We start from the raw sequence: 13,331 nt of genomic DNA, 5'->3' as shown, positions 1-13,331 counted from the left end.
AATAAAAAGCCTGTAAAGTTGCATCTTTTATAAATCAATACTGATCGTTAAACAAGTATTAACGTTTGTTAACACAGTTATATTTTAAACCCCCCTGATTTGTGCCTGAAAATCAGCGAATTAAAATTCACCTTCTCCCAGTTCTTTTTTCTTCTTCGCCTGATGTAAACGGTAATTCAGCGTTAAATTTATTTGTCTTAATCTGCCTTGTGCGCTGGTAGTGGTATAAAAATTTGTTCCTTCCAAAATTGACCTGTACTTACGGGAATTGAAAACATCGGTTATACTTAGCGTCAATGTGCCGTTATTTTTCAACACGTCGCGACTTGCCGCGATATCCAGTGTCGCCAGAGATTTTCTTCTTCCCTGAGGCGTCTGCTGTGGTGCTTCATAGTTTCCACGGAATTGCAGATCAGTGTTTTTCCACAAGGTAAAACGTGAAGTTGCACGCACGAACCAGCTATACGTATCACTTTTAAAAGTTTCGTCAAGCCCTGTTCCATTCGTGATCGCACGGAAAAAATTGACACTTCCATCCATTTTCCACCATTGGTAGAAAGAGTATGAACTTGTAAATTCGGCTCCGTAAGAATTTTCAGTACCAAGATTTTCCGGACGTGTGTAAGAATTCCCGTTCTCTTCAACCCGCCGGATACTAATAATTTTACCATTGGTATGCCGGTAATATAGCGATGAACTGATGGAGCCTTTTTCCACATATTTGATATGCCCGATTTCAAATGCATTCGTAAACTCAGGATTCAGATCAGGGTTTCCACTGAAATAATTCCGGTTGTCACTATAGGTCATAAACGGACTCAGATCATTATACTGCGGACGACGGACACGCCGGCTAAAACTCAACTGCAATGCATTCTGTTTTGGTAAATCGTAAGTTACATGAAGACTTGGAAACAAATTAGCGTATTTTCGGTCGTTTACTTCATTTGTCTGCTTTAAAGTTGTTGTCACCCCAGTCCATTCCGCTCTTAAGCCAATTTGATACGAGAATTTATTTGTTTTATTCCCCATGATCCCATAAGCCGCATTAATATTTTCTTCGTATAAAAAGTCGTTCGTAAGGCCTGGAATCGGGCTGAAACTGCCGTCGTTATTTTCCTGCGTCACAGTGTAATCATTGGTCATATCGCGTGAACTGCTTCTTGCGCCTGCTTCCAGTTTTCCGTTTTTCCCGAAAGGATGCACATAATCGACTTGGAACAACCATTGTTTTTCCGTTTCATAATTAACAGCACGCTGCAAAGTTGGCGGGACGTCCGAAGCTCCTCCGTCAGGCTTAAAAGATTTTTCTCTGTAATACTGATCCGAATCTTCCCAGTTGTCAAGGTACCGTACATCAGCCGTCAACTCCTGCCCCTTTTTCTTAAAAGTTTTTTTATAATTGATGGCATACTCTGAGTTAGGCTCAGTTTCAGTTTCGTCTTGAGTCCGGTAAGTGGTGCTTGTCAGATTACTTAAATTGGATAAATAGTCACGGTAATTGATTTCGGAAAAGCGTTTTCCTTTACTCAACCGATAAGTATAAGATCCTGTCAGAACATTTTTATCGTTGAAATAATAGTCAATTCCCGCACGCGCACTATTGTTCTGGCCCTTCAGATGGCTTTCCATATCTTTCAATGTGATAAAAGTGGAATCATTCCGGAAAAGCTGCTGGTTCTGTGAGTTTCTTCCTGGTGTATTTCGATAAGAAACTGTGTAGTTAACAAAGAAATTAAGGTTTTTCTTGCGGTAATTTACGTTTGCGGCAGCACCAAAGTTGGTCGGATTTCCGGTTATTACATCGAAAGATCCATTAAAGCCCTCTTTCCTCTCTTTCTTCAAAACAATATTAATAATTCCCCCCATACCTTCCGCTTCATAACGTGCAGATGGATTTGTAATAATCTCAACACGCTCGATCATACTGCCTTGTAACTGCTGCAAACCGCTTCCGCCCTTCAAGCTTACCAGTCCGGATGGTTTACCGTCTATAAGTATACGGACGTTATTGCTTCCTCTCAAACTTACATTTCCCTCTACATCCACCGCCACCGAAGGGATATTTGTTAAAATATCAACACCTGTTCCGCCTGCATTGGCTAAATCCTTTCCGACGTTAAAAACTTTTTTATCCAACGCCAGTTCCATTGTGCTTTTCTCACCCTGTACTACTACCTCATCCAAAGTTTTTGCGGAAGCTGTTAATTTAATCACACCAATATCCAGCGGCAAATTATTGACATTGATACCAGAAGTTTTTCGCGCATTGTAGCCAATGAACTCAGATAATCCGTAGTATTTTCCTGCGCCAATTTCCACAATAAAAGATCCGGTTTCATCGGTGATGGCGCCTGTCACAAACGTGCTGTCAGAAACTTTAAACAAGCGGATACTTGCATATGCCAACGCCGAATTATTCTGATTGTCCATTATTTTTCCTTTGACAGAAAATTTTTCGCCCGTTTGAGCAATTAAATAAAACGGAGTTAAAAAAAATAATAGAATTACTAAACCAGATATATGGTTTATCCGCCGTGATAAATGATCTGAATATAAATAAAAACTCCTCTCTGCCGAGCCCGCAATTGTTTGTAATGGTTTAGTCATCGAATCTTTACCCGGGTTTATAATTTTATTTACTGTAAAACCCATTAAACCACTGGATTTACTCTGAATATTTATAGATAATGACAATATATCCAAATTGTGAATTTGATTGTTCCTTCAAAATCCTCATGTCTAATATCTGTATGTAATATTTTGTCTACACGGAATTGAAATTGATATATTTGGGAAATTCAATCGCTTTCCTGACCCTGAAAAATAAAAATATGCTGCAAAATGATGCGACCGTTTTAGGATTACTAATGGTGATACTTGCAATGGTATTTTACACAGCTTCTCTTTCTCAAAAGGGCTGGCAACGATTCTATGGAATTTTCCCTCCTTTATTGCTTTGCTATTTCATCCCTGGTTTACTTAACTCTTTCGGTGTAATTAACGGAGCCGGATCACAGCTATATCCTGTTGTTTCCAGGTATTTATTACCTGCCTGTCTTGTCCTTTTCACCCTTGGAATGGATTGGAAAGCACTGGCAAAACTTGGTCCGCCAGCCATTATTATGATGTTGGTCGGATCCTTCGGAATCATCATCGGTGGTCCCGTAGCTCTTTTTATTGTTGGAAAAATAAGTCCTGAAACGGTTGCCGGCGAAGGTGCTGATGCGATCTGGCGAGGATTGGCAACCATTGCCGGAAGCTGGATTGGCGGAGGCGCAAACCAAACAGCCTTGCGGGAAGTTTTCAAACCAAGCGACCGTTTGTTTTCACAAATCGTTGCTGTCGATGTGATTACGGCAGAATTATGGATGGCCGTTTTAATATATGGTGCAGGATTCACGACAAAAATAGATCGATTTCTGAAAGCAGATAGCAGTGGAATTGATGAAATTAAAAATCATCTCGAAGTATATCAGCAAAATAATCAGAAAATTCCGGCTACGAAAGATTTTATATATCTCGGCGCCGTTGGCCTGGGTGCTACTGGAATTGCTCATTTTCTGGCAGAAATAATTACACCTTATCTGAGCACAAATTATCCATCACTGGAAAAATACAGTCTCACTTCCAGCTTCTTCTGGATAACCGGATTGGTCACACTCATTGGAATCATTCTGTCTTTTACACCTTTACGAAAACTGGAAAATGTTGGAGCCTCAAAATTGGGAAGTGTGTTTCTTTACATTTTGGTTGCAACCATAGGCATGCAGATGGATTTAGGATCAGTTGCCGATAACCCCGGACTTTTTGCGATTGGGCTGATCTGGATGATGGTTCACGCAGGATTAATTATTCTGGTAGCACGACTATTGAAAATCCCTTATTTCTTTCTGGCCGTTTCCAGTCAGGCCAATGTTGGCGGTTCTGCTTCAGCCTCCGTCGTCGCAGCCGCTTTTCATCCTTCGCTGGCGTCTGTCGGCATTTTATTAGCGATTTTAGGATACGCTATAGGCACGTACGGAGGATATCTTTCTGCACTTATGATGCAGTGGGTTAGCGAAATGTAGGATTTGAAAGTTTAGGCATGTAATTTTGTCGGCCTATATAATTATTTTCATGAAGAACATTCGTAATTTTTGCATTATTGCCCATATTGACCACGGAAAAAGTACCCTGGCAGATCGTCTGTTGGAATTTACCAAAACGGTATCCAACCGCGACATGCAGGCTCAGCTCCTTGACAATATGGATTTGGAACGCGAACGCGGCATCACAATCAAGAGCCACGCGATCCAGATGACTTATCTTTACAAAGGAGAGGAATTCACACTCAACCTGATTGATACGCCGGGACACGTCGATTTTTCTTATGAAGTCTCCCGTTCGATTGCTGCATGTGAAGGTGCACTACTGCTCGTTGATGCTTCACAGGGTACAGAAGCGCAAACTATATCAAACTTATATCTTGCGATAAATCATAACCTGACCATCATTCCGGTACTGAATAAAGTAGACTTACCGGGTGCAAGACCCGAGGAAATCAAGGATGAAATGGTTGATCTGCTGGGTTGCGACCGTGACGATATAATTCCGGCAAGTGGAAAAGAAGGAATTGGTATCAGAGAAATCCTGGATGCGATCATTGAGAGAGTTCCCGCACCGGTTGGTGATCCGGAAGCTCCTTTGCAGGCACTGATCTTTGATTCAGTTTTTAACTCATACCGCGGTATTGAAGTAATATTCCGTATCAAAAACGGAAGTATCAAAAAAGGTGATAAAGTAAAATTCATGAACACCGGCAAGGAATATTTTGCTGATGAAATTGGAACACTCGGTTTGGTTCAGATACCAAAACAGGTGGTTGAATGTGGTGATGTAGGTTACCTGATTTCCGGAATTAAAGTGGCCAAAGAGGTAAAAGTGGGTGACACGATCACGCATTTAAACCGTCAGGCCTCTGAATCCATTGTTGGTTTCTCGGAAGTAAAACCGATGGTTTTTGCCGGTATTTACCCGGTTGACACCACCGAATTTGAAGAACTTCGTGATGCAATGGAAAAACTTCAGCTGAACGATGCCGCTTTGGTTTGGGAACCTGAAACATCTGCGGCACTTGGTTTTGGTTTCCGTTGCGGGTTCCTCGGTATGCTGCACATGGAAATCGTTCAGGAACGTCTGGAGCGTGAATTTGATATGACGGTTATTACAACGGTTCCTTCGGTTCAGTTTAGGATAACCAATACAAAAGACCAGTTGATCAATATCAGTGCTCCTTCAGAAATGCCGGAACCGAATCTTATCAACTGGATTGAAGAACCATATATCAACGCACAGATTATCACAAAATCTGATTACATCGGCCCGATCCTTACACTTTGTATGGATAAGCGCGGGATGTTGAAAAATCAGGTTTATCTGACTGCTGAGCGTGTAGAATTACAATTCAGATTACCACTTGCCGAAGTTGTTTTTGACTTTTTTGACAAACTGAAAACAATTTCAAAAGGTTATGCATCTCTGGATTATGACCTGGCCGGATACGAAGAATCCGATATGGTGAAACTTGACGTAATGCTTAACGGTGAACCAGTTGATGCTTTGTCGGCGATTGTTCACAGAACGAAAGCGTACGAATGGGGTAAAAAACTTTGCGAGAAATTGCGTGAACTGATTCCCCGTCAAATGTTTGAGATCGCGATCCAGGCCGCTATTGGTCAGAAGATTATCGCACGTGAAACAGTGAAAGCGATGCGTAAAGACGTATTGGCAAAATGTTATGGGGGTGATATTTCCCGTAAGCGTAAACTGCTCGAAAAGCAGAAAAAAGGGAAGAAACGTATGCGTCAGGTTGGTAATGTAGAAATACCGCAGGAAGCATTTATGGCTGTATTAAAGATTAATTAAATCGAAAGCAGCGTTATAATTTAATAACAAAAGAAAGTGCTTCGTAAGCCTTTTGTTGTAAATTTGACTCGAATCTATTTGTAATACCCAAGAAACTAAAATACGACAAATACCGATATGGCAGAAGTAATCCGTATGCCCAAGATGAGCGACACCATGGAAGAAGGTGTTATTGCAGAATGGCACAAACAAGTTGGTGATGTAATCAAATCCGGTGAAATTATAGCCGAAGTCGAGACCGACAAAGCTACTATGGATCTTGAATCGTATTATGATGGTACTCTTCTTTATATAGGCGTTAAAAAAGGCGATGCTGTACCTATTGATGGCATAATGGCTGTTGTAGGTGAAAAAGGTGAAGATTATAAATCATTACTGGAAGAAGGTGGTGGAAATGGAGCTGCTGCCAGCAATGGCAAAGCAGAAGCACCGAAAGAAGAACCTGCTCCGGAAAAAGCGGTAGAAACTGCAACACCGACTGCTGAAAAAGCGCCGGCTGCACCTGCTGCAAAATCTACTGAAAAAATCAATGCTGCCGTGGTTCGTATGCCAAAAATGAGCGATACGATGGAAGAGGGAACTTTGGTTTCATGGCAGAAAAAAGTTGGAGATAAAGTAAAATCAGGAGACATTCTGGCGGAAGTCGAAACCGACAAAGCTACGATGGAGCTTGAAGCATATGAAGATGGTACTTTACTTTATGTGGGTATCAAAGAAGGTGAAGCGGTTCCGGTTGACGGAATTATCGCTGTTATTGGTGAAGAAGGATCAAACGTTGAAGCTTTGCTTGCCCGTGAAAACGGAGAAGCAGAACCCGGAGTGGATGCTCCTGAAGCGGCTCCTGCTGCCAAAACGGAAGAAGCTGCTGCATCTGCGGAAGCCGACAAATCGACATCAGTTGCAGACTCAGGAGAACGCATTAAGGCTTCTCCCCTTGCACGTCGTCTGGCGGAAGAAAAAGGAATCAATATCGATCAGGTTTCAGGAAGCGGCGACAATGGCCGTATCGTAAAACGTGATGTTGATGAGTTCAAACCGGCTGCGAAAACAGAAGCTGCGCCTGCAAAAGCTGCCGAACCGGCTGCTCCTGCCTCGAAACCAGAAGCACAACCTGCTGCTGCACCTGCAAACGGAGATTTTGTCGACACACCAGTTTCTCAAATGCGTAAAACGATTGCACGTCGTTTGAGCGACAGCTTGTTCACTGCACCGCATTTCTATGTTACCATGGAAATCGTGATGGACAAAGCAATGGCATTACGTCCGCAATTGAATGAAGTTAGCCCTGCTAAAATCTCGTTCAATGACTTCGTGATCAAGGCTTGCGCGATTGCATTGAAACAACATCCTGCCGTTAACTCTGCATGGTTAGGAGATAAAATCAGAAAATACAATTATGTAAATATCGGCGTTGCCGTTGCGGTTGACGAAGGACTCTTGGTTCCTGTGATCCGTGATGCTGACAAGAAAAATCTTTCTACGATTTCTTCGGAAGTAAAAGATTTTGCCGGTAAAGCAAAAGATAAAAAATTGCAGCCAAAGGATTGGGAAGGAAACACATTCTCAATTTCTAACCTGGGTATGTTTGGTGTAGATGAATTTACAGCGATCATCAACCCACCAGATTCTTGCATCCTGGCTATTGGTGGTATCAAAAAAGTTGCAGCTTTCAAAGAAGATGGAACTGTATACCCAACCAACATTATGAAGGTTACACTTTCTGCTGATCACCGTGTTGTTGACGGAGCACTTGCTGCTCAGTTCCTGAACACTGTGAAAAAGCTGTTGGAAGAGCCGATGAGCATGTTGGTTTAATGTTATAATTACAAACACACACTAAATATGAAATCAGGTGACCGTTTAAATCAGATTGAACCGCTAATTGCTGAAATAAGTAAGAGGTTAGATGAAATGGATGAAAGGTTAGATAAGATAACTGGATTGCTAGGCGGAATTGTTGAAAAATTAGACGAAGTCGCTGAAAAATTAGATCAAAGAACGGATCGAACGGTTGGAAAAATGGATACTAATTCTGAAATAAAGAGAAGACTCATTGAAAATGAGAAATCCAGGCAGGAGCTTAAATCCATCTCAAACTTTCTGAAAAACAAAAACTAGTTTTTCGAAATGATTTCAGTTCATAAAATACAATAATGTCAAAAGTGTCAGGTTTTATAGCCTGGCACTTTTGTTTTAATGACAGATTAAATTTCTGCCCGTTTGGCAGATATCATTTAGAATCCACAATTACACTATGGAAAAAATACATGCAACCACCGTCCTTGGCGTACTTCACAATGGCACTGTTTCACTGGGTGCTGACGGACAGGCGACGATGGGCAATACAGTAGCAAAAAGCAATGTAAAAAAGATCAGGACATTGATGGGTGGCAAAATCCTCGTAGGTTTTGCAGGATCTACCGCTGACGCTTTTACACTTCTTGAACGTTTCGAAGAAAAACTTAACGCATATGGCGGCAACATGAAGCGTGCTGCGATAGAACTTGCAAAAGATTGGAGAACAGATCGTTATTTGCGTAAGTTAGAAGCAATGATGATCACAGCCAATAAAGATGAGATTCTTGTAATTTCCGGTACTGGTGACGTGTTGGAACCTGAAAATGGAATTGCAGCAATTGGTTCTGGCGGGAACTTTGCTTTATCGGCAGCACAGGCCTTGAAAAAACATGCTACGCACTTGTCTGCAGAAGAAATGGTCCGCGAAGGGTTAACCGTTGCGGCTGATCTTTGTATCTATACAAACCACAATCTTGTTATTGAAAAAGTTGTTCAATAACACCAATGAGAAAGCGGCTGAAAACCAACCGCTTTCTCATTTACAATATTTTTTCAATTTTATAATATTCGATAGCTTCTTTGTAGAAAGGCTCAGAAAACTTTTTAAAACCTACCCTTTCATAAAAATTCAACGCGTCCGTTCTTGCATCGCACCACAATCTTTTGAAATTATTTTCCTGGGCATAGTTAACTACATGCAAAATCATCTTTTTGCCAAGGCCTCGGTTTTGATATTCCGGTAACGTTGCAAATTTCCTGAATCTTATACTTTCGCCTTCTGCAAATAAAGAAATGATCGTTACCAGTATGGAATCCTCATAAAGTCCGAAGTGAATTCCTTCCTCATCTCCCTCAACTTTTACAAATTCAAACGGTTTGTCAGGCCAAAGCACTTTATGCCGGATTGGCAGAATATCTTGTACGGACACTATTTTAATCTCGCTACTCATTTTTTTAAATTTATAATTGCGCAAGCAGTGTCATGATCCTGACCAGCTCGTCAGAAACAAGCCGGCTGCTTTCCTGTTGATATTTGTTGGCAATCAAGGCAAAACTTAACACCGCTCCTGATTTCGTTGTGACGTAACCGGCATAAGCCCGTGTGCCGCCAATAGAACCGCTTTTTGCCCTAATATTGCCCGCCGCTTTGGTTCCTTTTCCCAGATTACGAACCGTCCCGTTTACCCCTAAAACTGCTATACTTTTATAAAAGTCAGGATAAGATTTTTCCTTGGTCGCCAGACTTAATATATCTGTAAGATTATTCGTAGTCAACGATCCTGACGGCGACAAACCACTACCATCTTTTATGAAAAAGCCGCGTACATCTGCCTTTCTGTTCCACCAATAATTCGTTACTGCTTTTACCGCATCATCATAATCTGATTTACCTTCCAACGTTTTTCCCGCTTTTTTTAAAAATGAATCGGCGTAAAGGTTAACACTCCAAAAATTAGCTTGCTGACAGATATCTCTTAACGGAGGCGATTTATACTCATCTAAAATCTTTCGCGAAGTTAACGGTGTCATCGGCTTTGGGCTTTTCAACAGTGTCGTTTCTGTAATAATCTTAATAGCAGAAGCAAGATTTTGTCTTAATGCATATGCCGTAAAGGCGCCAGGATCAGGAATTGAACCTTTAACCGAAAAGGTCGTTACTCCTCTTGGAACAGTGCCTGTCAAAACGACATTCGTGCTAAGCGGACTTCCATAGACGATGGTTTTGTCTCCCGACCCTCTTTCTCCGGTTGTAACTAAATTATTAAAAGTCAGATAGGGAATTGCCGGCTCAATTCCCAGAAATGTCGCTGGGTCTCCCTCGCCTGCTCCGGGCTTGAATCGTATCCGGTATTGATTGTCATTAAAATTAAGTCCCGAAACGCCGGCGCCGTAATAATTTCCCAGATCACCCCAGACCCAGCTATCGGCCAAAGTATTAGAATCAAAATAAGATGCGTCCGCAATAACATCTCCCTTGATAACTTTAATTCCGGTCTTTTGAATTGCAGCGGTCCAGCGGGATATTAATTGCGTACTTGATAAATGCTCCTTAAACCGATCACTTCCCAGCGACGGATCGCCCGTTCCCCGGATATAGATATTTCCAACCAAGGTATCTTTGTTGAAAAATCCATCATGTTCCAGAAAAGTCTGGTACCTAAAATCCCCACCTAACACCGACAAAATTGTTGCCGTGCTAACCAGTTTTAATATAGAAGCCGATGGAAGTGACTTTTCTGAATTTATTGCGAAAATTGTTTTCTTATCTGATGTGGATTTTACGCTGACAGACAATGTACCATTTCGTATTAATTCACTGTTTTGAAGTTCCAATACGGCATCGCTAAAAACCGTTAAAGCCAAACTATCAATCGATTGTCCCTTTAAAAAATGCGTAAACAGCATACAGAAAAGGGTTAATTTTAATTTCATAAATCTTTCTTCGGTCTGGGTCAAATAAAAAAATGAAACATTCTCATGCTAAACTATACAGAGTTCGGCAATTCTACGCCTCTTTTTTGATACTTTTGCAGTTAAATGTTTAAGTTAAGATGATTATATTCCGTAACAATTGCCGTTATTACAGGCATAATTTTACTACTCGCATTTTTACTTTAACTTGATCTTTTAATACAAGATTACGATTCGAAATAATATTGATTTTTCGCACTTGGGGAGAAATCACAATATAGATATTCACAGTATTACATAAAACATGAAATTGACATTTTGGGGAGCCGCCCAGCAAGTTACCGGTAGTATGTTTCTGCTTGAAACAGACGATTACCGGATTTTGATTGACTGCGGCTCGGACTTTGATTTAGATGAAAAAGACAGAAGAACACGCTATGACGAACAAAAAAGTGTTTTCCCTTTTGATGCAAGCTTAATAAATACAGTGCTGCTTACGCATGCACATATTGACCATTCCGGAAACATTCCCAATTTATTCAAAGAAGGTTTTGAAGGCAGAGTTGTATGTACAGAACCAACCCTGGCGCTAACTTCGTTACTTTTAAAGGACGCAGCGCATTTGCATCAAAAAAGGTTGAATGCCCAAAATGGTTCTTCCAATAAAAAAAGAGGTCGTAAAAGAAAAGATGTTCCGCGCGATTATTTTGTAGAAAAAAACGTCATCGAGGCACTTGATAATTTTGTCCCCGTTTCTTTTGGCCAGCGTTACCGTATTGCCGACCACGTAGCGATTACTTTTTATGCAGCTGGCCATTTACTGGGCGCGGCACATATTGTTGTGGAGGTTACTGAAAACGGCGAAAAGAAAAAAATCTGTTTTTCCGGAGATATCGGACGCAGCAATTATCCGTTGCTGATTGATCCCCAGGAAGTACCGCAAGTCGATTATCTGGTTTGCGAATCGACTTATGGAAATCGTCTGCATGAAGATTTGAGCTCTCCCGCGGAGGCTCTTGCTGATGTGATCAAACGAACATGTATCGATATTCCTGGCAGGTTGATTATTCCATCTTTCAGTGTTGGCCGGACTCAGGCTTTACTTTTTACTTTAAATAAAATTTACGCCGATCACGCTTTTCCTAATTTGAAAGTGTTTTCGGATAGTCCTTTGGCGCACAGTAGCACGAAAGTTTATCAGCGGTATGTCAGACTGCTAAATAAAGAGGCCAGGAATTTCCATGCAGATAACGATATCCTGTTCGATTTCGAAAATCTGATTTATCTGGAAAGCTCGGATGCCAGCCGGGCCGTTTCCAATTATAACGAACCCTGCATTATTATTTCATCCTCCGGAATGGTTCAGGGAGGAAGAGTTGAACAACACGTGGAAGCTAACATCGGGAACCCCTATGCAACCATTTTGATGATCGGATATGCATCGGAAGGAACGTTGGGATGGAGGCTTTTAAATGGGCAAGACAGCATTTCTATTCGTGGAAACAAGCTGCCCGTCTTGGCTAATATTGAAAAAATTGACGTATTTAGCGGCCACGGAGACCAGAATGACTTGATCCGATTTGTGAAAATGCAGGATCCGGAAAAGTTAAAGACTGTTTTCTTAGTTCATGGCGAACATCAAAGCATGACTGATTTCCAGGGTAAAATTAATGAATTTGGCTATAAAACGGTCGAAATACCGTTGCGGGGACACTCCTATGAACTTTAAGACCCGGCCACAAAGAAGAAATATAACATGAGAACATACCTTGATTTTGAAAAACCAATGGCCGAGCTAGAACGTAAGCTCGAAGAGATGAAAGCGTTAGCACAACAAAATAATGTTGATGTTTCCAGCGCTATTTCCTTGTTGGAAAATAATATTACTGAGCTCCGTAAGGATATTTTCGGAAAGTTGACAAGCTGGCAGCGCGTCCAGCTTTCACGTCACCCGGACCGTCCTTATACGCTGGATTATATCCAGTTAATCTGCGATGAATTTATCGAACTTCATGGTGATCGTCAGGTTCGTGATGATCCTGCAATGATTGGCGGGCTTGCTAATATTAACGGGCAAACTTTCATGATCATTGGCCAGCAAAAAGGGCGTAATACAAAGCAGCGTCAGCACCGGAACTTTGGTATGCCAAATCCGGAAGGTTACCGCAAAGCATTGCGTTTGATGAAACTAGCTGAAAAATTTAACGTTCCTATCGTTACTTTGGTTGATACTCCCGGTGCATTTCCAGGTATGGAGGCGGAAGAACGCGGGCAGGGTGAAGCAATCGCACGTAACATCAAAGAAATGTTCCTTTTGAAAGTGCCTGTTATTTGTATCATTATCGGAGAAGGTGCGTCTGGCGGAGCGATTGGTATTGCCATCGGCGACCGCGTACTCATGCTGGAAAATACGTGGTATTCTGTAATTTCTCCCGAAAACTGTTCGACGATCCTGTGGCGCAGCTGGGATTTTAAAGAACAGGCAGCGGAAGCGATGAAAATCACGGCCAGAGATATGAAAAACAATAAGCTGATCGACGGTATTGTTCCGGAACCACTTGGAGGCGCTCATCTTGATCACGCGTGGATGGCCGCTGAATTGAAAAAAACCATTCTGAGTAATTTCAAAGAAATATCTTCTATGTCGCCGCAAAAGAGAATTGATCAACGAATTGATAAATTCTGTGCGATGGGGGTTGTTGTTGAATAATCAA

Annotated in this window: 10 protein-coding genes; 7 read left to right on the top strand and 3 right to left on the bottom strand. The window is 41.5% G+C overall.

The window, feature by feature from the left end:
• Nucleotides 1-120: 120 nt before the first annotated feature.
• Nucleotides 121-2,433, bottom strand: coding sequence for a TonB-dependent receptor (locus BMY70_RS07810; protein WP_229209518.1), 2,313 nt, complete (start codon nt 2,431-2,433; stop codon nt 121-123).
• A 401-nt stretch (nt 2,434-2,834) separates the two neighbouring features.
• Between BMY70_RS07810 and BMY70_RS07805 the strand changes: the two genes are divergently transcribed.
• The 5 genes from BMY70_RS07805 (at nt 2,835) to hslV (ending at nt 8,704) form a co-directional block, all read left to right on the top strand.
• Nucleotides 2,835-4,070, top strand: coding sequence for a DUF819 family protein (locus BMY70_RS07805; protein WP_090334787.1), 1,236 nt, complete (start codon nt 2,835-2,837; stop codon nt 4,068-4,070).
• Between the two features lie 49 nt (nt 4,071-4,119).
• On the top strand, nt 4,120-5,907 hold the full coding sequence (gene lepA / locus BMY70_RS07800) for a translation elongation factor 4 (RefSeq protein ID WP_090334786.1): 1,788 nt from the start codon (nt 4,120-4,122) through the stop codon (nt 5,905-5,907).
• A gap of 117 nt (nt 5,908-6,024) precedes the next feature.
• The gene (locus BMY70_RS07795) at nt 6,025-7,722 is read left to right on the top strand and encodes a pyruvate dehydrogenase complex dihydrolipoamide acetyltransferase (RefSeq protein WP_090334246.1); all 1,698 of its coding nucleotides are present in this window, start codon (nt 6,025-6,027) and stop codon (nt 7,720-7,722) included.
• A 27-nt stretch (nt 7,723-7,749) separates the two neighbouring features.
• Nucleotides 7,750-8,025: a hypothetical protein gene (locus tag BMY70_RS07790; RefSeq protein ID WP_090334243.1), complete on the top strand. Its 276-nt coding sequence runs from the start codon at nt 7,750-7,752 to the stop codon at nt 8,023-8,025.
• Nucleotides 8,026-8,161: 136 nt separating this feature from the next.
• Nucleotides 8,162-8,704: an ATP-dependent protease subunit HslV gene (gene hslV / locus BMY70_RS07785; protein WP_090334240.1), complete on the top strand. Its 543-nt coding sequence runs from the start codon at nt 8,162-8,164 to the stop codon at nt 8,702-8,704.
• Nucleotides 8,705-8,744: 40 nt separating this feature from the next.
• On the opposite strand, the gene BMY70_RS07780 is transcribed toward hslV, so the two are convergent.
• Together BMY70_RS07780 and dacB are read right to left on the bottom strand one after the other, a co-directional pair.
• On the bottom strand, nt 8,745-9,155 hold the full coding sequence (locus tag BMY70_RS07780; protein ID WP_090334237.1) for a GNAT family N-acetyltransferase: 411 nt from the start codon (nt 9,153-9,155) through the stop codon (nt 8,745-8,747).
• 10 nt (nt 9,156-9,165) lie between these two features.
• Nucleotides 9,166-10,611, bottom strand: coding sequence for a D-alanyl-D-alanine carboxypeptidase/D-alanyl-D-alanine endopeptidase (dacB, locus tag BMY70_RS07775; RefSeq protein WP_090334234.1), 1,446 nt, complete (start codon nt 10,609-10,611; stop codon nt 9,166-9,168).
• A 310-nt stretch (nt 10,612-10,921) separates the two neighbouring features.
• On the opposite strand from dacB, the gene BMY70_RS07770 reads away from it, so the two are divergent.
• Complete coding sequence (locus BMY70_RS07770) at nt 10,922-12,346, top strand: MBL fold metallo-hydrolase RNA specificity domain-containing protein (RefSeq protein ID WP_090334232.1); 1,425 nt, start codon at nt 10,922-10,924, stop codon at nt 12,344-12,346.
• A 27-nt stretch (nt 12,347-12,373) separates the two neighbouring features.
• Entirely contained in the window at nt 12,374-13,327 is a 954-nt protein-coding gene (locus tag BMY70_RS07765) for an acetyl-CoA carboxylase carboxyltransferase subunit alpha (RefSeq protein ID WP_090334226.1), read from the top strand.
• Nucleotides 13,328-13,331 lie beyond the last annotated feature (4 nt).

The organism is Dyadobacter koreensis (assembly GCF_900108855.1).
Lineage (GTDB): Bacteria > Bacteroidota > Bacteroidia > Cytophagales > Spirosomataceae > Dyadobacter > Dyadobacter koreensis.
The sequence above is the reverse complement of the archived record's forward strand: the minus strand, read 5'-3'. Positions and strand labels throughout refer to the sequence as shown.

Bases quoted from the DNA above. Each gene is read 5' to 3' on its own strand.
- BMY70_RS07810 (WP_229209518.1), bottom strand. From the start codon at position 2,433: ATGGACAATCAGAATAATTCGGCGTTGGCATATGCAAGTATCCGCTTG.
- BMY70_RS07805 (WP_090334787.1), top strand. From the start codon at position 2,835: ATGCTGCAAAATGATGCGACCGTTTTAGGATTACTAATGGTGATACTT.
- lepA (WP_090334786.1), top strand. From the start codon at position 4,120: ATGAAGAACATTCGTAATTTTTGCATTATTGCCCATATTGACCACGGA.
- BMY70_RS07795 (WP_090334246.1), top strand. From the start codon at position 6,025: ATGGCAGAAGTAATCCGTATGCCCAAGATGAGCGACACCATGGAAGAA.
- BMY70_RS07790 (WP_090334243.1), top strand. From the start codon at position 7,750: ATGAAATCAGGTGACCGTTTAAATCAGATTGAACCGCTAATTGCTGAA.
- hslV (WP_090334240.1), top strand. From the start codon at position 8,162: ATGGAAAAAATACATGCAACCACCGTCCTTGGCGTACTTCACAATGGC.
- BMY70_RS07780 (WP_090334237.1), bottom strand. From the start codon at position 9,155: ATGAGTAGCGAGATTAAAATAGTGTCCGTACAAGATATTCTGCCAATC.
- dacB (WP_090334234.1), bottom strand. From the start codon at position 10,611: ATGCTGTTTACGCATTTTTTAAAGGGACAATCGATTGATAGTTTGGCT.
- BMY70_RS07770 (WP_090334232.1), top strand. From the start codon at position 10,922: ATGAAATTGACATTTTGGGGAGCCGCCCAGCAAGTTACCGGTAGTATG.
- BMY70_RS07765 (WP_090334226.1), top strand. From the start codon at position 12,374: ATGAGAACATACCTTGATTTTGAAAAACCAATGGCCGAGCTAGAACGT.